Here is a 19,544-nt window from a genome sequence, read left to right on the forward strand (position 1 = left end):
ATCGGTATTTATATTGCGGAGGCGAGCTGTGCGTTGTCAATGAATTCTGTATCGATTAGTATAAATGGCGGAGGATGTGATGATGAGAACAGGCAGACCAAGACAATTTGACCGGGATGAAGCGGTGATCAAAGCGATGCACCTTTTCTGGGAAAACGGCTATGAATCAACCTCGCTGGCGCAGCTCAAAGCCTCGATAGGCAAAGGCATCACCGCGCCAAGCTTCTACGCCGCGTTTGGATCGAAAGAGGCACTCTTTGCTGAAGCCGTGAACTGTTATTTGCAAACCCATGCTCAGGTCACGGAAGCTTTGTGGGATACCCGCGTGCCCGCTCGCCAGGCGCTGGAAACCGCGCTGCTCAACTCCGCCAGAATGCAGTACGATCCTGCGCATCCGCGTGGATGCATGGTTGCGCTAAGCGTGATGTCTTCCTGTTCTGAGGAAAATCGCCACGTGCTTAAACCGCTTGAAGCATCGCGCATGCGCACCCGTGAAGGGATCAGGCATTGCGTTGAAAGAGGGATCGGCAGCGGTGAGTTGCGGGATGAGGAGGAGACGCTTTCGCTGGCGGTCAGCTTCAACAGTTTTATGCTGGGGATCTCAACCCTGGCGCGCGATGACGTTCCTCTCCACGAGGTTGAGCGCGGAATCGCACAGATGATGAGATTGTGGGATGCCTCGCGGGCAATCCCACAATCTTAAGTGCGTTACGGTTTGCGCTGCAGCGTAATGCGGGTCAACTCTGAGGGGCGGCCCAAACGCACCGCCATGCCAGGCCAGAGCGCGGTGCCGTTGTTGACGTAGAGCTGCATGCCGTCGACCTGATACAAACCCGACACGAAGCCCGCGTTGGGTTTGGCAAACAGGCGATCAAAGCCAATAATTAGCCCGCCGTGCGTGTGGCCGGACAGCTGCAAATCGATTTTTTTCAGCGCATTTTGCCGGGCGTTGCGCGGCTGGTGGTCGAGCAAGATCACCGGAGCGTCTTCCGGCGCACCGGCCAGCGCCAGTTCCAAATTGGGGCCAACTGCGCCACGTCGTGCTGCTGACGTATCCGGCATGCCGGCGATCACCAGCTCGGCGTTATCGCGCTTAATCACCGTATGGCGATTGAGTAACGGCTCCAGACCTAGCGACGCCAGATGTGCGGTCCAGCGCTCCTGCTCAAAGAAATATTCGTGATTGCCGGTGATGGCGAAAACGCCATCGCGCGCGTGTAATCCGCGCAGCGGTTCGACGTCCGCACGACGGTTCTGCAGCGTGCCGTCAATCACATCGCCGGTGACCAGAATCAGATCGACGTCCAGCATCATGGCTTTTTGCACCAGGGCGCGCGTCCATTTCTCATTAAAAAGTTTGGTGATGTGCATGTCCGTTAACTGCAACAGTTGATAGCCTTCGAATTCGCGCGGAAGGTTGTCGATCTCAATGGTCACATCTTTGATCGGCGGAACGCGGATAGCCTGATAAACGCCAACCGTGGCCAAAATCAAGGCAAACGCCGCCGCCACATAACGCACCGCGGGTACGATTTCGAACGGATGGCGGAACAACAGTGAAACCAGCGCCACCCCATCAATCACAAACTGCGTCAGCGCGAGGAATAAAACGGCGCTGAAACCCCAGTTGAACAGGATGACGATGGTGCGCGGCATTTCCGGCGAGAACATGCTGCCAGAGGTAAAACGGCTCACCAGCAGATATTGCGAAGCCAGTAACACCAGCAGAGAAAGGATGATTTTTAACAGCAAGGGCATGGCTAACGGGAACAAAAATCGGGCGATCACATACCAGCTCGGTATGCTGAAAATCAGATGGAACATCATTCACTTCCCTGGTTTAAGGGCGCTGATTTAGCGCAAGAAATCTATACGCAGTGTAGACGTAACTGATTACTATCATGGCTTCGCACGTACTTTTTTAGGCGCAATACACCACGGAGGATGCATGCAACGCCAGCAGCTGTTCGACTACATCAATCAGCACTATCAGGTAGAACCCGATTATCCGTGGAAAAAGCACAGTGAGTATGCAGTGCTGCGTCATCCGCGGCACCGCAAATGGTTTGCGCTGGTGTTCCCGCTGGAGAGTCACAAACTCGGTTTACCGGATGGGCCGGTAATTGATGTGATGAACATCAAAGCGCGACCTGAACTGATTGGGTCGCTGCGCCAGTTGCCCGGCGTTTATCCGGCTTACCACATGAACAAAGAGCATTGGCTGAGCATCACGCTGGAGAACGGCTTGCCGGATAGCGAGATTCTGGCGCTGCTGGATGACAGCTTCAGTCTGACGTTTTAGCGCCCGAGCGGCGCGCAGGCATCATGCGCATTAACGTATTGTCTTTGAACAGATAATGGTGCGCCAGCGCGGCCACGGCATGAATGCCGATCAGCCAGTATCCGTAAGGCGCGAGGGTTTCATGCCAGTCCGCAATCATGTCGGCGAAATCCGGATCCGGATCGCCACTCACCGGCATCGGAATGCCAAAAATCCACCAGGTGCGGCCCATGTAGAAGCGCGACAAAATGCCCAGCGTGGGTAAGACAATGAAAAACACGTAGATCGCCAGATGCATCAGATGCGCCAGGCCGGTTTGCCAGTGCGGCGGCTTGGGCAAAATCGCCGGGCTGCGATGGCGGAAACGCAGCAGGATGCGTGACAGCATAATCACCAGCACACAACTTCCTGCGCTGAAGTGACCAATAATCATGGCAAAGCCTTGCCACGAACCGCGCGTCGCCAGTCCACGAAATTCCATGGTGCAATACGCAGTGACGACCAACAGGAAGGTCAACCAGTGAAGAAAAATCTGCGATGGGGCGTATTTATTGCTCATTTTTAATCCGTAAAAAGGCCTAGCGGGACGGTTACTTTAATGGAAAATGCGCTGAATTAATTCATTATTTGACACATCAGCAACAGCGTTTTTACCTTTCCGCTTCTGTTGCCACCAACAATTGACTCAGCAAGGTTTTCAGCTGCGCTTGCTGCGCTGCATCCAGCGTTTCCAGCAGGCTATTTTGCGTTTGCGAGTGTACCAGCAGGGCTTGCTCGATCTTCGCTAATCCTTCTTCAGTCAGCGCCACCAGCATGCTGCGCTTATCGTCGGGATCGGCAACGCGCACAATCGACCCCACTTCTTCCAGCCGATTGAGGCGATTGGTCATCGCGCCCGATGTCACCAGCAATGATTTATACAGCTGGGTCGGCGATAAGCGATAGGGCGCACCCGCGCGCCGCAGCGTCGCCAGCACATCAAATTCGCCATCGCGAAATCTAAACGGTGCCAGCGCTTCAGCGCGCGTTTTCGCCAGATGTTTCATGATACGCAGCATGCGACCAAATACCGCCATCGACGATGCATCCAGCTCCGGCATCGCGCTGGCCCATTGTTCAACTACAAAATCGACGTGATCGGTCAAATTGATTTCTCCAGATGCTGTTGTTGCCTGTTTGCACAATCCGTAGCGGCGCGATTCATCGCGAAATAAATTGCGCCGCTACGGATTGTGCGGTGATTAATATTCGCCATCTCATCCCCATTTGTTGCTTTGTGCGCATGGGCTGTTGCTGCTGCGAAAAGTATCTTAGCGTTAAGATACTTTTGATGAGCATGGAGATGCAAAGTGAATCGTACTTTACCTGCGGTTGGGATGTTTGCCTTACTGGTTTTTGTTATCGCACTGAATTTGCGGCCGATTATGGCGGCGATGGGACCGCTCTTTCCACTCCTGCAGCGCGACGCGCAGCTCAGCGCCACGCAGCTTAGCCTGCTGACCACGTTGCCGGTCATCATGATGGGATTGGCGGCGCTGGCCGGGCCGCTGCTGTTGCGCCGGCTCGGCGAAGTACGCGGTATCGCTGCCGGATTGCTGTTGCTGGCGCTGGCGAGCGTCGCGCGTGGGTTCGAGCAATCTGCCACAGCGTTGATTACCAGCGCGCTGGTGGCGGGTTGCGGTATCGGATTGATTCAGGCCTTAATGCCAGCGCAGATCAAACGTCACTTTGGTGCGAAAGCAGGCACGCTGATGGCGCTGTTCACCACCGGGATTATGGCGGGCGCAGCGATTGCTGCCGCCAGCGCCGCACCATTGGCGAAATCGCAAGGTTTAGCGTTAACGCTGGCAATTCCTGTTGTTCCCGCAGTCATCGCGCTGTTGCTGTGGTTGACGTTTTCACGCGGCGTAACGCCAATGCAAAGCAGCCAGGCTCCACGCACTGCTCGCTCACCGCGTGCCTGGCTGTTGATGATTTTCTTTGGAATTGGCACCGGCGCGTACACGTTGGTGCTGGCGTGGCTGCCGCCATTTTACATGCAGCACGGCTGGCAACCTGAACAAAGCGGCTATGTGCTGGGTGCGCTCACGCTGACGGAAGTTGCCGCGGGTTTTGTGCTGTCGGCGTTGATTCATCGCTTCCGCGATCGTCGCCGTCCGTTGCTGGTGGTGTTAACTTTGATTCTGCTGGGCTTGATCAGTCTGCTGTGGCTTGGCGGGGCGCAGGCGTGGTTGCCTACATTGCTGCTCGGATTAGGCATTGGCGCGCTGTTCCCGCTCTCGCTGATCGTCACGCTCGATCACGCGCACACGCCGGAAGAAGCGGGCGCATTGCTATCCTTCGTGCAGGGCGGCGGTTATTTGCTGGCGGCGTTGATGCCGCTGATCGCTGGCATCGTGCGTGACCGCGCCGCCTCGCTCGATAGCGCGTGGATAATCATGAGCGTAGGCATTATGTTGCTGATGGTGATGGCGCTGCGGTTTAAAACGCAGCGATAATCGCGTAATGCTCGTCAGTTAAGACATGAAAACCCCTCATTACCGAGAGCACACATTGTAGCGGCGCAATTCATTGCGCGATAAATCGCGCCGCTACGGAAGGTGCGGTGATTCGATACGGCGCTTAACTGATCGGCATTAAGCGATAATCGTTCGGCAATCAATGTGATAAAACGTGGGACAATTTTTTCACGCAGGTTCGTCATTTATGACGGCCTGCAAACCAAGGAGCAACGATGTCGCCACAAGTGGGAATCGGCGTTTTAGTTTTCCGCGATGGAAAACTGTTATTAGGGCAACGCAAAGGCAGCCACGGCGCGGGCGACTGGTCTGCGCCGGGCGGGCATCTGGAGTTTGACGAATCGCCGGAAGCCTGCGCGCGTCGCGAAGTGCTGGAAGAAACCGGCTTACAGCTTGGTAAACTGCAAAACGGCGCGTTCGTTAGCGATGTGTTTCCCGAGGTCAACAAGCACTACATTACGCTACTGATGGTGGCGCAGGACGCAATCGGTGAACCACAACTGATGGAGCCTGAAAAGTGCCACGGCTGGCAATGGTTCGCACCAGAAAATCTGCCGCAACCGCTGTTTGCGCCGCTGCGCACATGGATGGCACGCGATGGATTGGCGGCGCTGCAGGCGTTGGCTACAGGGCGATAATCGCCTCGATCTCAATCTTTAAATCCGGCGAGAAAAGTTGACTAATTTGTACCAGCGAACTCGCCGGCAGATGTTCGCCATAATGTTTAAACAGCACGCCGCGTAAGACGTTGATCTCATCAAATGAGGTGATAAAAATCGTCACCTTGATTAGCTTTTCCAGCGAACTCTTTTCTTCAGCCGCGATGGTATGCAACTGCTGGAATATAGTTTCTGCTTGTGTAGCGATATCAGCTTGCTGCGCTGGCGTACCGAAAGCGGTCAAGCCAGAGACATATAAAGTTTCATTGTGCCTTACCGCGTGCACATAAGGCGCTTTGACTTCACCCAATTGCGGATAGTTTTTACGCATCAGCATCTGCTTCTCCTTAAACAATGTTTAGAACCATCACCGTAACATCTTCATCAGCAATCACGCGCTGCTCTACATCCTGCCAGCCGAAGCGGCGATAGAGGGCTTGTTGATCCGGTGTATACAGCCACAACGCGGTGATCCCACGCTGACGCGCTTCGGTAATTAAGCGCGTCACCAGGCCACTCGCCAACCCTTTTCCACGGTGTGTTGCGGCAGTAATGACTTCGCCGAGCCAAAACTCGCGCTCGGCGATATCGTGCAGTTCGTAATGGATAATGCTGGCGGTCGCCATCAATTCGCCATCGCTTGTGGTTGCCACCAGCGTCAGCGTTTTGGCCTTGGCGGCATTGCGCGCCTGTAAACGCTGCTCAATCACTGCCGCATCGCGCCAGTTGGGGAAATCCGACCATTCGCGATGCAGCATTTGCGTCACCGCATCCAAAAACTGTGGCTGTTGTGCATTCCGATTCCTAAAAGGTGGCAGGCGAGAGTGACAACATAGCGATTAGTGATTGATATTGCCAAGTATACTGCGTTCGATAATAGCGCCGGGCATCATCTGCTGAATACCTTGCTCCAGCATATCGCCCGCATGTTGCAATGCTTCGAGTGGCATCGCCGGTAATCGCTCCAGCACAAACCACATCTGCGTTTGCTCAATACTGAGACGCGTGCGCACACCTTGTCGCCAGTTCCAGCGACGACAAGTTACGCCTGCGTCATCCCGCCACACCACTTCGCCAGGTTCGGGAGATTCATGGCTCAGGACGCCTTCTTTATAGACATCGAAGGGTTCGCTGCCATCGGCGCGCGTCAGCCGCGGGTTCCCCACGTAAGCGGCCACATTCTCACCACCAACCGGAATGGCGAAACGAATGCTCACCGCATTGTAGAGATCCACGATTGGATCGATGGCTGCCATTGATCCGTCGCGCTGCACGCGCTTGCGCAAGGCATCTGCCGAACAGGGCGTACGTTTCGGTTTGGCACCAAAATGTTTGAACATTTCCGTCCATTGCGTCAGATGTGCTTCAGCCCACGGAAAATCATCCTGCAGCATATCGCGACAAGCTTGTACGAGGGCTTCTTTACCAACTTGCGGACGCAACACTGGCGCAGCCTGAACTAAAATGCTGAGCGCGGTAAAGTCAGGCGCTAAAGCAGAAACGGAAGGATCGATTGACGGGCTTAAGGCGAACATAACATAATCCTGTAATGACTAATTTATTCCATGATAGTGACCGATGAAGACAAAAGTCAATAAATTGACCGAAGCAGGTTCTGATATCGACTATGTCAGCGCCGCCGTTTCAGCCAGCGTCAAAAGTTTCCGCCAACAGCAAAAACTGTCGCTGGATGAGCTCTCGCGCCGCGCGGGCGTCAGTAAAGGCATGTTAGTTGAGATTGAAAAAGGCAGCGCGAATCCCAGCATCGCCATTTTGTGCAAAGTGGCGGCAGCGCTAGGAATATCGGTGGCCGATATTGTGAATGTCACCGCCGATCCGCTGGCGCATCTGGTTGCTGAAGAGGACATTCCAATACTTTGGCAAGGGGACAAGGGCGGTACGGCGCGTTTGCTGGCGGGCACGCAAGGCCCGGATATGATCGAGCTATGGCGTTGGGAGATGTTCCCCGGCGAACAGTTCGCCTCGCCGGGCCATCCGCAGCGCACTTACGAACTGCTGCATGTCGAGCAAGGTGAACTTACGTTGACGGTTGATGAACAGCGGTTGCAGGTGCCGCGCGGCAGTTCAGCGGTGGCGAAAACCGCCGCACCGCACAGTTATGCGAACCTCGGCGAACTGCCGCTGGTTTTCACCATGGCAGTCGCCGAAATTCACGGTTAACCCACTTCGTTCGCCAGCGCCACCGCATCTTCGTCAGCTGGAATGCGCATCGGTCGCCGCACGCCACACCGCTTCCGCCACATCCAGCGCCTTGGTGGTCGGTTGTGGCTGCTGCATCGCGCTGAACACGCCATCTAACAGCGGCTGATGCGGCTCAAGCTGCGTGTTTTCCATGCGCGGCGAATCGCGCCTGACCACGCTTGTGCAGTTGGTGATGGATGAGTGCCGCGCACAGCGTCCGGCGCGTCATGTGGTACTGGAACGCTTGCTAGAGCTGCTGTTAATCGAAGCGCTGCGATCAATGCCGATCTGCAATGCGTGTCCGGGCGTGATGAGCGGTTAGCTGACGAACGGCTGGCGGCGGCAATCCGCGCCATTCATGCCAATCCTGCGCACAGCTGGACGATGGCCGAACTGGCGAAAGCCGCCGCGCTGTTACGCTCCTCTTTCTTTGTGCGTTTCCGCGAAGCGGTTGGCGTGGTGCCGATGGTCTACCTGCTGACGTGGCGTATGGCGCTGGCGAAAAATCTGCTGGGCGGTAAAAGCATGGCGGTAGCCAAAGTGCCAGAGTGCGTCGGCTATCTATCCGCCAGCGCCTTCAGCGTGGCATTCAGTCGCTATGTCGGCCAGCCGCCTGCGTGGTTCGCCGCCGAAGAGGATGTTTAGCGATACAGCTTCAAATTGCCGGTTAAAAGGGTAATTTTTTTCTTTGGACCTATCAAACCGATCGCCACCAACTCAATCTGATCGCTGTGCGCGTCAGCAATACGCTCGCCATACTCTTCGTACGTTTTGCAGGATTGCGCCAGCGGCGCGTAGATGACGCCGGGATAATCAACGCCATCCTGGCTTTGCTGATTCGGCCCCACCAAATTTCCTGGTAATTTGCCAAAACTAATGCCGATAATGCTGGCAGCGTTCATTGCCAATCCGGCGGGCAGTTGCTGATCAATCACGATGGTGCAGCGGTGGGTGTTTGCGTCGAAATTCATGATTCAGGCTTCACTTTGAGTGGGGTTACAGGTGCACGGTTCAGCGAATAACGCTGGTTTTCCCGGTGCGCATAAATGCGCACCCTAAGCCGTAGGGGCGCCATTCATGGCGACTTGGCTACATCCGCGCAGTGACTCTGATAACAATCATTAGAGAAAAAAGTATGCCGCAACCCCAAAGGAAAGTGCTTTCTGATTACGTTGCAAAAGGAACAGATTAGGGATAAAAAATCCTTTAATCGCTAAACAAAGGAAAGGATTATCCACTTATGAGCTTAAGCAAGACAGATATTAAAATCCTCCAGCTGTTGCAGCAGGACGCGCGCATCACCAACCAACATCTCGCCGACGAAATTGGCCTCTCCGCATCCCCTACCTGGCGCAAAGTGCGCAAGCTGGAAGAGGATGAAGTGATTCAGGGTTATCGCGCAGTACTTAATCGAAAAAAGATTGGCCTCTATGTGATGGTGTTTGTACGCGTCATCATTGATAGCCATAGCGAAGCCGAAGCGCGTAGATTCGAACAAGAAGTGATGGCGCTGGATAATGTGGTTTCATGTTACAGCATCGGCGGCGATGCAGATTTCTTATTACAGGTGGTGGCAGCGGATATGGATGCTTACGCGGAATTCGCCATGTCGGTTATTCGAAGATTGCCGGGGATAAAGGAGATGCAGAGTATGTTTGTGCTAAAGGAAATAAAGGGATTAGCGGCTTGGCCTTTGAATTAAAATAAATAATGCGTGTTTTATAAGCTTGTAGGCAAGGCAATAGAATGTAATAAAATAATCACTATATTTTAATGTGTATTTTAATGCGATCAACATAACATTAATAATGTTGTTAACATTTACTATTAGATTATGTTATAATAGCGCCTTAATTTTTATGTTGCAGAATTTTAATTATGATTTTATCGATTAAGTCTCATTTATCTGAATTCATTGCTAAGGGAATCATTAGCAATGTTAATAAGCGTGAAGTTGAGAACTCTGAAGGAGTGGGTATTGATCTGTCCGCTCGGGCAGTTTATTTGATCGGTGATGAAATTGCTTTCTTAGGCAAAGAGTTTAGAAAAACACCATCTTCAAAAGAATTGCGTCCCAGTAAAGATGGTGTTTTTGAATTGCAATCAGGAATGTCATATCTAGTTGAAACTGTTGAGGTCTTTAACTTACCAGAAGAGATTAGCTGCCAGTTTTTCCCAAGAAGCACTCTCTTTCGAAGTGGGGTCATATTTCAATCCAGCATTCTTTCTCATGGATATGTGGGGCCAATGCTTTTTAATTTGACTAATTTTGGAAAAAAACCTTTCTTTCTTGAAAAGCATGCACGCTTTTCAACAGCTGTATTTTATTCTGTAAAGGGTAGTTCAAATCCTTATGCTGGCCAATGGAATGGTGGTCGAGTGTCGCAAAATAAGAGCGAGAGACAAATATAAATGAGCGTTATCCACTTGAAAGATAGAGTTACTAGTAATAATGGGATTTTTGAGAAAAATAAAAAGTCTTATAATAGCAAGTTATATCTTTGCTATGATGATGAGAAAAATAAAAAAGACAAAACTGAAATTCCAATTGATGAGTTTTCATTGGATTTAACTTTGGGTAATTCATGGAATGAGAATTACTCATATAATGATAAGGGACTATTTTTAATAGAAAATGAACATATAACGATAGCACCTAGAACATCTGTTGTAGTTACCGTTAAAGAGTCAATGAAAATACCCAACAACTGGTTTGGGATGGTTATGTCTACTGGAAGCATTTTCCTACAGGATGGTATTCAATCACCGAGCGCCAAAATTGAACCTGGTTATTCTGGAGTTCTAAAGTTGAGGTTGGTAAATTACTCTACAAAAAAAGTAGAGTTAAAGAAAGGACAGAAAATTGCTTCAGCTATTTTTTTTCAAACCGCTCATACACCAGATTTTATAGAAGCCACAAACTCAGAAAGTACAAACATGCCTAAAAAAGGCCGTATTAAAAGGATGTGGAACATATGTAAACAACAATGGGTGTCATATGGCCCAAGTTTTGTTATGATGCTCATTGCATTATTATCACTCGTTTTTACTGGTTATGGCGTATTTCATAAAGAAAAACCTATAGAAAATTCTGCAATGCAGTTGAAAAGTGGCATCAAGGGAGATAATGATAATGTTGATAATTGATGATAATCTTAAGTCACTTGTTACCGAGGAGTCTATTTGTGCCAATAAAAATTTAGTTGAGACTTTTTGCTTGCAAGTCAGACTTTCAAACAATATTTATAAATTAAGAGATCTGGCTGAAGGGCAAGATAAAATAATACGTTATGGATACTCTAATGACGATATCGACGACTTATATTGTTTGGATGATGATTCCTCTAAAAAAAGCAGTATTACTCTTAAACCTGGTGAGCAGATACTTGCATGTAGCCATGACCGTTACAAATTGCCGAATGACGTATTTGGATTAATACAAACTAAAGGAAGTTTAGCTAGACTTTTTGTACAGATAACATGCAACGATGGACAAATTGAACCAGGTTTTGAAGGACATATAACCTTAGAAATAGTTAATCTGTCTAAATACTGTATTGAAATACCTTTTTTTAGCAAGGTTGGCCAGTTATATTTGTTTGGTTGCTCAATGAAGACTAGTTCCCCATATTCTGGAAGGTATGCTAATTCTGACTTTCCTACAATTCCAAACTTTGATGGATATGAGAACTAAATAGATTAAATGAGTCTTTTCTTCAAGCAGAGACTCATTTTAGGTCTTATGATAATCACTGAAAATTTCAGTCTTAAAAAAATTTCTAACTACGTCTAAGTAATGTTAGGACTGTTTTAGCACCATCGTAAAAATTGCACTTTTTAGCTAAATTCCCAAATCTTCTATCCCACCTCACAAATCCTTAACTCAAACTGGACGTTTCCCAGCCAAAGCGTAGATACTCATTTCACCCGATTTCAAACATTAAAAACCTGAAACAAACTAATTCAATTACTTAAACAAACCTAAAGCGCAACGGTAATAATCCGTGCGCGTATTGTCTTTTCTCTGTTGAGGAAAACATTGTGTTTAAATTAAATCCGGTGTTACTGAGCCTTGTGGCTGCGCAAGGCGTGATGTTCCCTGTGTTGCCGACAACGGCGGCGATATTAAAGCCTTATACGCCTGAAATTAATGACAATAAGGTTGGTGCTTACTGTTTATGTAATGGCAGCACGCAAACGCTGAGCGGATTGCCGCAGTTCGCGCCGGGTGAAAACGGTACGGGCAGCGTAACGATTGGTGAGTTGCGCAATATTGGGCGAATTATCAATGACAACGTGATTGGCGCGGCGCGGCTGCAAATCGGTGCGCAGAATTACGCTATTGGCATCCCCAATTACGAAGAAAATACCTACACCACCTATCAGGTATTTAATACTGCAGAACTGGTCGATTTACCTGCAGTAGGTCTGGATACCGTGGTGCCAGATTATTTTGATGTAAACGACAAACAATATATCAACGCGCGTGTCGCTTCCGTCAGTAATGGCACGCTGAATATCGATATTGGCAAGCATAACGCGGCGTCGACTTCCTCCAGTAATAGCTGGTCGATGGCGGCGAAGCAAAGCCAGTTATTTACCGCCAGCAAAAAAGGCAATTTGAACTGGAATTCCAATAACCGTATCGCCTTCATCGCCGGCACCACGCCGTACGGTGGCGATCGCCTGGCTTACGATGTCGGCAACGTGGTGGAATACGCGGGTGTATTCACCGTCAATACACTGGATGGCGGCACTAACATGTTCAACGTCACTAATCTCAATGAACTGCGCAATTACAACGACTGGCTGATCGATCAGCTCTCCAACGCCAACCTCAGCACCGAAAGTTACAACACAGAATTCAATAAGGCCTACGCGCTGCGCGAAGGGCGCGTAGTGTATCGCATGAGCACCAACAACTTCGATGATGAAGTGGCGCTACCGATATTCGATCAGGTGGTGCTTAGCGCCGATGGTCCGAAGGCAACAGTGAAAATGAATCGCGGCAAAACGCTGGAAGTGGTGAACAGCAACAGCGCGGTGATGCGTGCCAGCAACGGGGCGAAGGCGATAGTCGATGGCAAACTCGCCAGCACCGGTTCTGGCCTGGAGTTGCTTAGCGGCGCGCGCGGCTTCAACAACGGCGTTATTAACGCCGGTTTTCTTAATAACGCCAATGGCAAAGGCGTCGATAGCAGCACGGTTGGCGCGGGCGGCAGCGCGGTCAACGTCAGTTATGAAAGTCGCTTTATCAATCGTGGCGTGATCAACCTGCAACCCGGCTCGGGCTTCAGTACCGGCATCAATGCCTACAACAGCAAAGTGGTTAACCACGGCAACATCAACGTTGGCGTCAGCGATGTCAGCAGCGGCGGCACGGCAGCGGGCGTATTGCTGAGCAGCGACGGCAAAGGCGGTTTCGTTAACGCCAAAGACGGCCTCATCTACATCGGGCGCACGCCGCAAAATCGCAAAAATGATCCCACCGAAGATGTCGCCGTCAATCTAAGTGGCGGCGCCAGCGGCATCTATCAATTCCTTGATTCAAAAGCCGTGAATAATGGCCACATCGTGATTGGATCCAAAGTGCAAAACGCCGCAGGGATGAAGGTGGAGCTCGCGCCTCACGCGGTTACGCTGAACAATGGCGTCATCGACGTTAACGGCAAGGCGCAAGTTCAACCCGCCGAGAACGTTGGCATGTTGGCGCTGGATTCCGGCAGCCTTGGCAAGGTTGGCAATATCGGCACCATCAATGTCAACGGCTACAACAGCACTGGCCTAAAAGTCATCGCGCGCGATGGCAATGACTCCGTGGCATTTTCCAGCGGCGCGATCAATGTGCCAGGCGATGGCGATCGTTTTGTTAACTCCTTTAACACGGCGGTATGGGTGAAGGGCGATCCCGGCGGCACAGCTTACGCGAAACTGACCGGGCCGATCAGACTCGGCGGAAACTCGAATATTGGTATTCGTGCCGAAGGGCTTGCGGTGGTTGATGTCAGCGCTAATGCGGTGCCGCTATCCGTGCCTGATCCCAACGTGTATACCGCACGGCATATCAGTTTTTATACCCTTGGCCCCAACGCCAGAATCAACTTGCCCGCCAACGGCAGCTACAGCGCAACCGTGCCGTACGGCAATATTTTCCGTGTTGCAGATGGGGCAGATTTTGACGGCACCGGCCGCACGCTTTCCATGACCAACTCGTTCGCCACGGGCGTGTACGGCAGCGGTGAGTTCACCGACGTCAACACCAATGGCGCGACCTTTAACGTTGCCGGCAATTACGCGCGTGCTATTGAGATCAGTGATGGCGCGCACGCCACCATTGATGCGGCGACCCGCATCAGGCTGCTCAGCAACGGCGCGACCGGCGCGGTGGCGGATGGCAATAAATTCACCCTGACAGGCGACCCGATCAATCCGCAAACCCAGTTCAATGCGGATACGCTGCTGGTCAACCATGCGGCGCTCAGCGGCGTTGCCGACAATCAGCAGGCGCTGGTTGTCACCAATCACGCCCAGTTGATCAATACCGGCGACATTACCTTAGGCGGTCAGAGCACCAACGGTATTTATGCGCAGAATGGTGCCTTTGCCTTCAACCGTGGCGATGTCACCGTGACGCGCAGCAGCACCGGTCTGTATGCGTACGGCAATCCCGAGTACACCGATGGCGTAACGCCGACTGAAGTTATCAATATCGGTTTGCTCAATGTGTATAACCTGGATGCCGAGAGTTTCTCACCCAGCAGAGGATTGATCTCCTATCATGAGCTGGCGCGCTTCTATCAAAACGGCACCATCAATTTGTTTGGCTCAAACGCGCTGGCGGGCGCGGTGTTTGCCGGTGGACTACTTGATTTAGGTGATGGCAATCGCGTGGTGTTCCACGACAGGAACCAATACGGTTTTCGCGCAGCGGATCCCGGCACGCGTTTGATCAGCCACGGCGGCAGCGTTGATGTCAGCACTGAAAACTCCAGGCTATACGAGATTGTCAACGGCGCGTGGCTGTATGCCGAAACGCCAGGCAATGTAACGCTCAGCGGGGAAAACAGCACTGGGATGGAGGTGAGCGGATACGACGCGATGGTTTCCCGCACCGACAATTACACCGTGACCGGCAAAAATGCCACCGTGATGCGCGTCAGCGGCAGCGCCGAGGGCGTGATCACCAGCGGCATTGCCCTGAATGGCGAAAACGGCACCGCGGCGGTGGTCGGCGGCGATGAGTCGGAAATCTACGCCGCCTCGCAAATCATCGGTAACGGCAGCAATAGCACCGCTTTTGATGTGAGCGGTGGCGCACGGTTGTTTAATCAGTATCAAGGCGTCGTCGATCTCACCGGACCAAACAGCACCGGCGCGCGCGTGCATGACGGCGGTAACTTCATTAACCGTGGCAGCATGCGTATCGCGTCGGGCATCGGTGTGGATGTCAGCAGCGGCTACGGCCAATACGTACCGGTGGACAGTTCCCTGCGCGTTGATGACGGCACCGCAGCGTTACGCGTTGGCAACGGCGGCTGGCTGAGAATCTACGGCGACGGGCAGGGCGCGAGCAATATTTATGCGATGGGCAAAGCCGATGGCTTGTTGCTGGATAATGGCGCGCAGGGCTTTGAAGCCAACGACATCATTCTCGGCGCTTATGGCAGCGGCAGCGTAATCAACAACCGCGCGGAAACCAGCAATATCTCGCTGGATAACGTGATGCTCGATGTGAGCGGCGGCAACGGCGTGCGTTCGGCGACCTCGTTTGATCCTAATGGTCGCGCGTTAATCAACGTCAGCGGTGGTGCTACCGGTTATCGCTTCGAAAATGCCGATGGCTCAACCACCAGCAACGATCTGGTGATCGGCAAGGATTACGCCATTCTGGTTTCCGGCCAGGGTACCGGCGTTCGCGCTAACACCAGCGGAAAAGTGATTTCGCAGGGCTCAATTGGCATTCGCGATTTCAACGGCGGTTCGGCGATTGTCACCAGCACCGCCAGCCAGGTGATCAATCAGGGTTCGATTGCCTCACTCAGCCGCGTCTCTCCGCTGATCGATTTGCGCGGTGGCGATACGGTATTTATCAACCAGGGCACCATCTCCGCGCCGTTCCCGGATCAGGTCGTCGTAGCCGGAGGCGCAGGCAATGATGTGATCGCGCTGCTCGATGGTGCGGTGGTCGGCGATGTGAATACCGGCAGCGGCAACGATGAACTGGTGGTGACCGGCGGCACGCTGAACGGCAGCCTGACGATGGGCAATGGTGCGGCGAATCAGGCGACGGTGCAGAGAGTCAGCCTGGCCGATACCCGTCACATCACCACCGAAAACGGCGCTGGCAGCACGCTCAATCTCAGCGAACTGACGGCGCGCGGCGGCTCGTTTACCCGCGATGATGTCAGCAAAGGCACCAACCTCGGCGCGGGCTGGAGCACGCTCAACTTCTTCGCCACCCAATGGACGCTAACCGACAACATCAAGCTAGCGCACAGCACCATCAATATCGACGCCGGCAGTACGCTGTTTGCCGGTGATAACGTCAATCCGCTGCTGCAAGGCGCGACCGATGATTCGCTGGTGGTAAATAACGCCGGTACGCTGGATCTCACTAACGGCGGCAACGCGGCGGCGAATGTTTTAACCATTGATGGCCAACTGGCATCGGCGGGCGGCAGCCTGAAACTCAACTCTACCGCCACGCAGAGCGACAACCTGCGCGTAAACGGCAATGTGTCGGGCACCACCTTGATCGACGATACGCTGATCGGCGGCCCGCAGCTGGATAGCAATCGCGATGGCGTGATTGCCGCCAGCGAAGGTGTGTCGCTGGCGCAGGTAACCGGCAGCGCCAGCGCAACCAGTTTTGCGCTCAAGAGCGGCTATGTGGCGTCCGGGCCGTGGCAATATGGTTTGGCCAGCTTCGCGCCGGGCAGTTCAACATCCGGTGCGTGGGATTATCGACTCGCTAACACCTTTGTCTGTGAAGACGGTTCGCTGTGCCAGCCACAAGCGGGCAGCAATCAGCGTGCCGCGCGGCTGGCCGTGACGCCGCAGGTGCCGTCCTACATCTCCGCGCCGGTGGGTTTGGCGTATTACTCGCTGGCGGTGACCGACGATCTGCATAAACGTCTTGGCGAACTGCGTCAGCAGCAAACCGCGTCCGATGCCGTGGGCGGCGAGATGTTTATCCGCTATCTCGGCTCCAACCTGAAGTATCAAAGCAATCGCGGTTTGGCCGATTACGGCTATGACTTCGATCTGGATTACAGCGCGGTACAGCTGGGCGGCAACGTACTGCGCGCCGACGGCCCACAAGACAGCTTGCGCGGCGGCGTGGCCTACACGCGTGGCAACACGCGCATTCGTCCTCATGCAGCCGACGGTTACAGCTCCACCAGTTTCGACAGCGACAGCATTTCGCTGTACGGCACCTGGCTGCGCGACAGCGGATTCTACCTCGATGGCTCGCTGAGTTGGGGTTGGTATCGCGGTGAAACCGACATCGCCCGGCAGAAAGAGGTGGCAACACCGAAAGGCAAAGGCTGGACGGCGTCGGTGGAATCGGGCTATCCGTTCACCTTCGCCAACGGCGTGCGCCTTGAACCGCAGGCGCAAATCACCTGGCTGCAGATGAAGATGGACAGCTTCACCGATCAGGATCGCACGCGCGTGTCGTACAACGATTACGATCAAACCATCGGCCGACTCGGCGCACGCCTCGATCGCACCTGGCTGGATACCAGCCAGAACGCCTACACGCCGTACGTTCGCGCCAATTACTACAAAGGCTGGGGCGGCACCGCGAAAACCAAAATCGGTGCGGCGGATACTGAAGGCAGTCAAATCTTCGAAAGTGGCAAGTTTGGTCAGATGTGGGACGTTGGTTTAGGCGGCAGCGCCACGCTGAATAAGGACGTTGCGCTGTATGCCGAAGCCGATTACCGCAAAGAGATCGACGGCAACGGCGCCAAAGGCTGGCGCTATAATGCGGGGGTACGTTGGTCGTTTTGAAACATCGGTCACCATAAATGGCGACCCTACAAATTGCACGCTTCGTAGGGTCGCTGATAAAATAAATTCTGCTTGGATTTAATATACGCTTTCGCTACATTCAACTCTTACCTGAATTAACGCGTCTATTGCCATAAAACTCACACATAGTTAACCCATTATTTAACTTAATATGATAAGGAACTTCATTCGATGATCACTTCGGCGGCTGACCTACATCGTTTTCTGCTAGAAAAACAAAATTTTGATTTCCATCCTGCACATTCTCGCGATCTTGATCTGTATCGAAAAATGAAACAGCGGTTGGGTTTACCTGATGGGGAATTCATTTTAGCATTGGAATCCCGGCATGTTTCTGCCGAAGCCTACTTGCGCGCCTTAATTGCCGTAGCAGAACCGCTGTCTAAAATGTATGCTGATATCATTAATTATTGTAAAAACTCTAAATTTCTTACGGCAAGCGACGAAGGTTTAATTAAATGGCAAGTTGAAACAGACAGTGGAAACGTGGATTTTTCCATGGAAGCATTTCGTCATTTTGAACAACTCAAAACCTTGATACCCGGTGATTACGAGCAGATGCGGCGCGTCAAGAATGATGTGATGGATTGGATGGGACATGAAGTTGCCAATCAACTTTCCATTGATATTCGCAATAATGACATCGACTGGAGCGCATTAGAGATTTTTTCAATTCTTAAGCGCGCAAAAAAAAGCTATGGTGATGAGCATGATATTATCTTTAAGGGATTGAATAATTGTTACATTGGCGATAAACATCATAGAAAAGATGTCCATGTTGAAGCAATTGTCAAAAATCATCCTAAGTATGCAGAGTTATTAACTGAAGTGAAAACCCATTTCAGTAATGAAAATATTGAACAAATTGCCAGCGAAGTTGTTGAATTGCCTTTTTGGAAATTTAGATGGCAAGTGTATGAAATTTGGGTTATTTCTATTTGCTTTCAGCAACTATCCCGCTGCGGATTCCAACTCAAAACCGCGCAAGATGGCCGCTCGCCGCTAGCGTTAGGAAAAACAGCAACGCTTGCGACGCATCCGCATTCTGATTACAAGTTGATTTATCAACCCCGCTATGTGAATCGAGATAATGACGCTATTCATCCCGACTTAGTGCTTACCACTGATGAAAATGTTACTGCTCAAAACTCAACGTTAATTATTGAATGTAAACAACGTATCGAATTGACCGATGCGCATATTGATATCGTGTTCAATAAATATTCTGCCGGTGTTTGTCCGCAATATGGCCAGGTTGTGGTAGTTAATTATGATGATATTGACAACCACCGTCATGTGAATAATAGTCGCCAGATGCTTTTTACCCAAGTCTCACCAGATACATCAGAAACCCAGGCGTTTAAAGAATTTTTACAACAAACTCACCTCTTTAAACGCCATCTCAATGAAGTCTGGTATATCGATATATCGCATAGCATGAGCCATTATATTTATGGGGAATTCCTGGATTTCGTTGCCGAGAAGGCGGATATATCCGCTGAAGGAGGGCAGGTTAAAATTTGGACCTTTGCCCATGAAGTTATGCGTTATGAAGGGAGAACCTATCCCGAGTTAATCGATATGTCGGGCGAAACTGACGGGGTAAATAATGAAGTTAGAGGGATGGAAAAATTATGCCAACATATAATTAGCCAGCAAATACATGATCCTGGAAGCCGCATTTATATCATTACCGATTTAGTGGATGATTTAGATTACATGTTTAGACAACAGGGTATTGGTTCAGACGCAGTAAATGTAATTAATCCCGGTAGGTAATGGTTCACAATATGGAATAACTCTTGCATCTACCTGTGCGATAAATCCTATGTACAGGGCGATGTG

General features: G+C 51.6%; 22 protein-coding genes. 13 read left to right on the top strand and 9 right to left on the bottom strand.

Going from position 1 to position 19,544, the window contains the following annotated elements; genetic code table 11:
- Nucleotides 1-79: 79 nt before the first annotated feature.
- On the top strand, nucleotides 80-703 hold the full coding sequence (locus MWH02_RS08655; RefSeq protein ID WP_271460619.1) for a TetR/AcrR family transcriptional regulator: 624 nt from the start codon (nucleotides 80-82) through the stop codon (nucleotides 701-703).
- Between the two features lie 5 nt (nucleotides 704-708).
- Here MWH02_RS08655 and MWH02_RS08660 read toward each other — a convergent pair whose 3' ends face one another.
- Nucleotides 709-1,824: a metallophosphoesterase gene (locus tag MWH02_RS08660; protein WP_271460620.1), complete on the bottom strand. Its 1,116-nt coding sequence runs from the start codon at nucleotides 1,822-1,824 to the stop codon at nucleotides 709-711.
- Between the two features lie 124 nt (nucleotides 1,825-1,948).
- On the opposite strand from MWH02_RS08660, the gene MWH02_RS08665 reads away from it, so the two are divergent.
- Nucleotides 1,949-2,302 (top strand): MmcQ/YjbR family DNA-binding protein, encoded by a 354-nt coding sequence (locus MWH02_RS08665; RefSeq protein ID WP_110866968.1) that lies wholly within the window; start codon nucleotides 1,949-1,951, stop codon nucleotides 2,300-2,302.
- Here MWH02_RS08665 and cybB read toward each other — a convergent pair.
- Nucleotides 2,286-2,840 (bottom strand): cytochrome b561, encoded by a 555-nt coding sequence (gene cybB, locus MWH02_RS08670; RefSeq protein WP_271460352.1) that lies wholly within the window; start codon nucleotides 2,838-2,840, stop codon nucleotides 2,286-2,288. The genes MWH02_RS08665 and cybB overlap by 17 nt on opposite strands.
- Nucleotides 2,841-2,931: 91 nt before the next feature.
- Nucleotides 2,932-3,426, bottom strand: coding sequence for a MarR family winged helix-turn-helix transcriptional regulator (locus tag MWH02_RS08675; RefSeq protein WP_271460353.1), 495 nt, complete (start codon nucleotides 3,424-3,426; stop codon nucleotides 2,932-2,934).
- A 204-nt stretch (nucleotides 3,427-3,630) separates the two neighbouring features.
- Here MWH02_RS08675 and MWH02_RS08680 point away from each other — a divergent pair, with 204 nt between their 5' ends.
- Nucleotides 3,631-4,779 carry an MFS transporter gene (locus MWH02_RS08680; RefSeq protein WP_271460354.1) on the top strand — a complete coding sequence of 383 codons (1,149 nt, stop codon included), beginning with the start codon at nucleotides 3,631-3,633 and terminating at the stop codon, nucleotides 4,777-4,779.
- A 14-nt stretch (nucleotides 4,780-4,793) separates the two neighbouring features.
- Here MWH02_RS08680 and MWH02_RS08685 read toward each other — a convergent pair whose 3' ends face one another.
- Nucleotides 4,794-4,985, bottom strand: coding sequence for a hypothetical protein (locus MWH02_RS08685; RefSeq protein ID WP_271460355.1), 192 nt, complete (start codon nucleotides 4,983-4,985; stop codon nucleotides 4,794-4,796).
- A gap of 30 nt (nucleotides 4,986-5,015) precedes the next feature.
- Between MWH02_RS08685 and MWH02_RS08690 the strand changes: the two genes are divergently transcribed.
- Nucleotides 5,016-5,438, top strand: a complete 423-nt coding sequence (locus MWH02_RS08690) for a nucleotide triphosphate diphosphatase NUDT15 (protein ID WP_271460356.1) — start codon at nucleotides 5,016-5,018, stop codon at nucleotides 5,436-5,438.
- On the opposite strand, the gene MWH02_RS08695 is transcribed toward MWH02_RS08690, so the two are convergent.
- From MWH02_RS08695 to MWH02_RS08705, 3 genes are all read right to left on the bottom strand, one after another.
- Nucleotides 5,425-5,796, bottom strand: coding sequence for a RidA family protein (locus tag MWH02_RS08695; RefSeq protein WP_110866963.1), 372 nt, complete (start codon nucleotides 5,794-5,796; stop codon nucleotides 5,425-5,427). The two genes, MWH02_RS08690 and MWH02_RS08695, sit on opposite strands and share 14 nt — an antisense overlap.
- Before the next feature lie 10 nt (nucleotides 5,797-5,806).
- On the bottom strand, nucleotides 5,807-6,217 hold the full coding sequence (locus tag MWH02_RS08700; RefSeq protein WP_271460357.1) for a GNAT family N-acetyltransferase: 411 nt from the start codon (nucleotides 6,215-6,217) through the stop codon (nucleotides 5,807-5,809).
- A gap of 81 nt (nucleotides 6,218-6,298) precedes the next feature.
- A complete protein-coding gene (locus MWH02_RS08705) occupies nucleotides 6,299-6,994 on the bottom strand; it encodes a B3/B4 domain-containing protein (RefSeq protein ID WP_110866961.1) in 696 nt (231 codons plus the stop codon).
- Nucleotides 6,995-7,037: 43 nt separating this feature from the next.
- On the opposite strand from MWH02_RS08705, the gene MWH02_RS08710 reads away from it, so the two are divergent.
- On the top strand, nucleotides 7,038-7,640 hold the full coding sequence (locus MWH02_RS08710) for a helix-turn-helix domain-containing protein (protein WP_192234977.1): 603 nt from the start codon (nucleotides 7,038-7,040) through the stop codon (nucleotides 7,638-7,640).
- Nucleotides 7,641-7,673: 33 nt separating this feature from the next.
- Here the strand turns inward: MWH02_RS08710 and MWH02_RS08715 are convergent, their stop codons facing one another.
- Nucleotides 7,674-7,814, bottom strand: a complete 141-nt coding sequence (locus MWH02_RS08715) for a hypothetical protein (protein ID WP_271460358.1) — start codon at nucleotides 7,812-7,814, stop codon at nucleotides 7,674-7,676.
- Between MWH02_RS08715 and MWH02_RS08720 the strand changes: the two genes are divergently transcribed.
- Nucleotides 7,813-7,983: a cupin domain-containing protein gene (locus tag MWH02_RS08720; RefSeq protein WP_225608252.1), complete on the top strand. Its 171-nt coding sequence runs from the start codon at nucleotides 7,813-7,815 to the stop codon at nucleotides 7,981-7,983. The genes MWH02_RS08715 and MWH02_RS08720 overlap by 2 nt on opposite strands.
- Complete coding sequence (locus MWH02_RS08725) at nucleotides 7,959-8,306, top strand: helix-turn-helix domain-containing protein (RefSeq protein WP_271460359.1); 348 nt, start codon at nucleotides 7,959-7,961, stop codon at nucleotides 8,304-8,306. The genes MWH02_RS08720 and MWH02_RS08725 overlap by 25 nt, the downstream gene beginning before the upstream one ends.
- Here the strand turns inward: MWH02_RS08725 and MWH02_RS08730 are convergent.
- Complete coding sequence (locus MWH02_RS08730; protein WP_271460360.1) at nucleotides 8,303-8,632, bottom strand: DUF2000 domain-containing protein; 330 nt, start codon at nucleotides 8,630-8,632, stop codon at nucleotides 8,303-8,305. The two genes, MWH02_RS08725 and MWH02_RS08730, sit on opposite strands and share 4 nt — an antisense overlap.
- Before the next feature lie 269 nt (nucleotides 8,633-8,901).
- On the opposite strand from MWH02_RS08730, the gene MWH02_RS08735 reads away from it, so the two are divergent.
- From MWH02_RS08735 to MWH02_RS08760, 6 genes are all read left to right on the top strand, one after another.
- Nucleotides 8,902-9,363 carry an Lrp/AsnC family transcriptional regulator gene (locus MWH02_RS08735; RefSeq protein ID WP_271460361.1) on the top strand — a complete coding sequence of 154 codons (462 nt, stop codon included), beginning with the start codon at nucleotides 8,902-8,904 and terminating at the stop codon, nucleotides 9,361-9,363.
- A gap of 176 nt (nucleotides 9,364-9,539) precedes the next feature.
- On the top strand, nucleotides 9,540-10,073 hold the full coding sequence (locus MWH02_RS08740; RefSeq protein ID WP_271460362.1) for a dCTP deaminase domain-containing protein: 534 nt from the start codon (nucleotides 9,540-9,542) through the stop codon (nucleotides 10,071-10,073).
- Between the two features lie 15 nt (nucleotides 10,074-10,088).
- On the top strand, nucleotides 10,089-10,808 hold the full coding sequence (locus MWH02_RS08745; protein ID WP_271460363.1) for a dCTP deaminase domain-containing protein: 720 nt from the start codon (nucleotides 10,089-10,091) through the stop codon (nucleotides 10,806-10,808).
- Nucleotides 10,795-11,355, top strand: a complete 561-nt coding sequence (locus tag MWH02_RS08750; RefSeq protein WP_271460364.1) for a dCTP deaminase — start codon at nucleotides 10,795-10,797, stop codon at nucleotides 11,353-11,355. Before MWH02_RS08745 ends, MWH02_RS08750 begins: the two co-directional genes overlap by 14 nt.
- A 347-nt stretch (nucleotides 11,356-11,702) precedes the next feature.
- Nucleotides 11,703-17,678 carry an autotransporter outer membrane beta-barrel domain-containing protein gene (locus MWH02_RS08755; RefSeq protein ID WP_271460365.1) on the top strand — a complete coding sequence of 1,992 codons (5,976 nt, stop codon included), beginning with the start codon at nucleotides 11,703-11,705 and terminating at the stop codon, nucleotides 17,676-17,678.
- Between the two features lie 192 nt (nucleotides 17,679-17,870).
- Nucleotides 17,871-19,478: a hypothetical protein gene (locus MWH02_RS08760; RefSeq protein WP_271460366.1), complete on the top strand. Its 1,608-nt coding sequence runs from the start codon at nucleotides 17,871-17,873 to the stop codon at nucleotides 19,476-19,478.
- The last annotated feature ends 66 nt before the right edge of the window (nucleotides 19,479-19,544 follow it).

Origin of the sequence: Pantoea leporis, from assembly GCF_028048155.1 — a bacterium.
GTDB lineage: Bacteria > Pseudomonadota > Gammaproteobacteria > Enterobacterales > Enterobacteriaceae > Pantoea > Pantoea leporis.

What these genes read in the sequence shown, in the direction of transcription:
- MWH02_RS08685 (WP_271460355.1), bottom strand. Translation starts at nt 4,985, where the DNA reads ATGACGAACCTGCGTGAAAAAATTGTCCCACGTTTTATCACATTGATT.
- MWH02_RS08760 (WP_271460366.1), top strand. Translation starts at nt 17,871, where the DNA reads ATGATCACTTCGGCGGCTGACCTACATCGTTTTCTGCTAGAAAAACAA.
- MWH02_RS08720 (WP_225608252.1), top strand. Translation starts at nt 7,813, where the DNA reads ATGCGCGGCGAATCGCGCCTGACCACGCTTGTGCAGTTGGTGATGGAT.
- MWH02_RS08715 (WP_271460358.1), bottom strand. Translation starts at nt 7,814, where the DNA reads ATGGAAAACACGCAGCTTGAGCCGCATCAGCCGCTGTTAGATGGCGTG.
- MWH02_RS08695 (WP_110866963.1), bottom strand. Translation starts at nt 5,796, where the DNA reads ATGCTGATGCGTAAAAACTATCCGCAATTGGGTGAAGTCAAAGCGCCT.
- MWH02_RS08735 (WP_271460361.1), top strand. Translation starts at nt 8,902, where the DNA reads ATGAGCTTAAGCAAGACAGATATTAAAATCCTCCAGCTGTTGCAGCAG.
- MWH02_RS08700 (WP_271460357.1), bottom strand. Translation starts at nt 6,217, where the DNA reads ATGCTGCATCGCGAATGGTCGGATTTCCCCAACTGGCGCGATGCGGCA.
- MWH02_RS08750 (WP_271460364.1), top strand. Translation starts at nt 10,795, where the DNA reads ATGTTGATAATTGATGATAATCTTAAGTCACTTGTTACCGAGGAGTCT.
- cybB (WP_271460352.1), bottom strand. Translation starts at nt 2,840, where the DNA reads ATGAGCAATAAATACGCCCCATCGCAGATTTTTCTTCACTGGTTGACC.
- MWH02_RS08710 (WP_192234977.1), top strand. Translation starts at nt 7,038, where the DNA reads ATGAAGACAAAAGTCAATAAATTGACCGAAGCAGGTTCTGATATCGAC.
- MWH02_RS08665 (WP_110866968.1), top strand. Translation starts at nt 1,949, where the DNA reads ATGCAACGCCAGCAGCTGTTCGACTACATCAATCAGCACTATCAGGTA.
- MWH02_RS08690 (WP_271460356.1), top strand. Translation starts at nt 5,016, where the DNA reads ATGTCGCCACAAGTGGGAATCGGCGTTTTAGTTTTCCGCGATGGAAAA.
- MWH02_RS08730 (WP_271460360.1), bottom strand. Translation starts at nt 8,632, where the DNA reads ATGAATTTCGACGCAAACACCCACCGCTGCACCATCGTGATTGATCAG.
- MWH02_RS08705 (WP_110866961.1), bottom strand. Translation starts at nt 6,994, where the DNA reads ATGTTCGCCTTAAGCCCGTCAATCGATCCTTCCGTTTCTGCTTTAGCG.
- MWH02_RS08740 (WP_271460362.1), top strand. Translation starts at nt 9,540, where the DNA reads ATGATTTTATCGATTAAGTCTCATTTATCTGAATTCATTGCTAAGGGA.
- MWH02_RS08655 (WP_271460619.1), top strand. Translation starts at nt 80, where the DNA reads ATGATGAGAACAGGCAGACCAAGACAATTTGACCGGGATGAAGCGGTG.
- MWH02_RS08660 (WP_271460620.1), bottom strand. Translation starts at nt 1,824, where the DNA reads ATGTTCCATCTGATTTTCAGCATACCGAGCTGGTATGTGATCGCCCGA.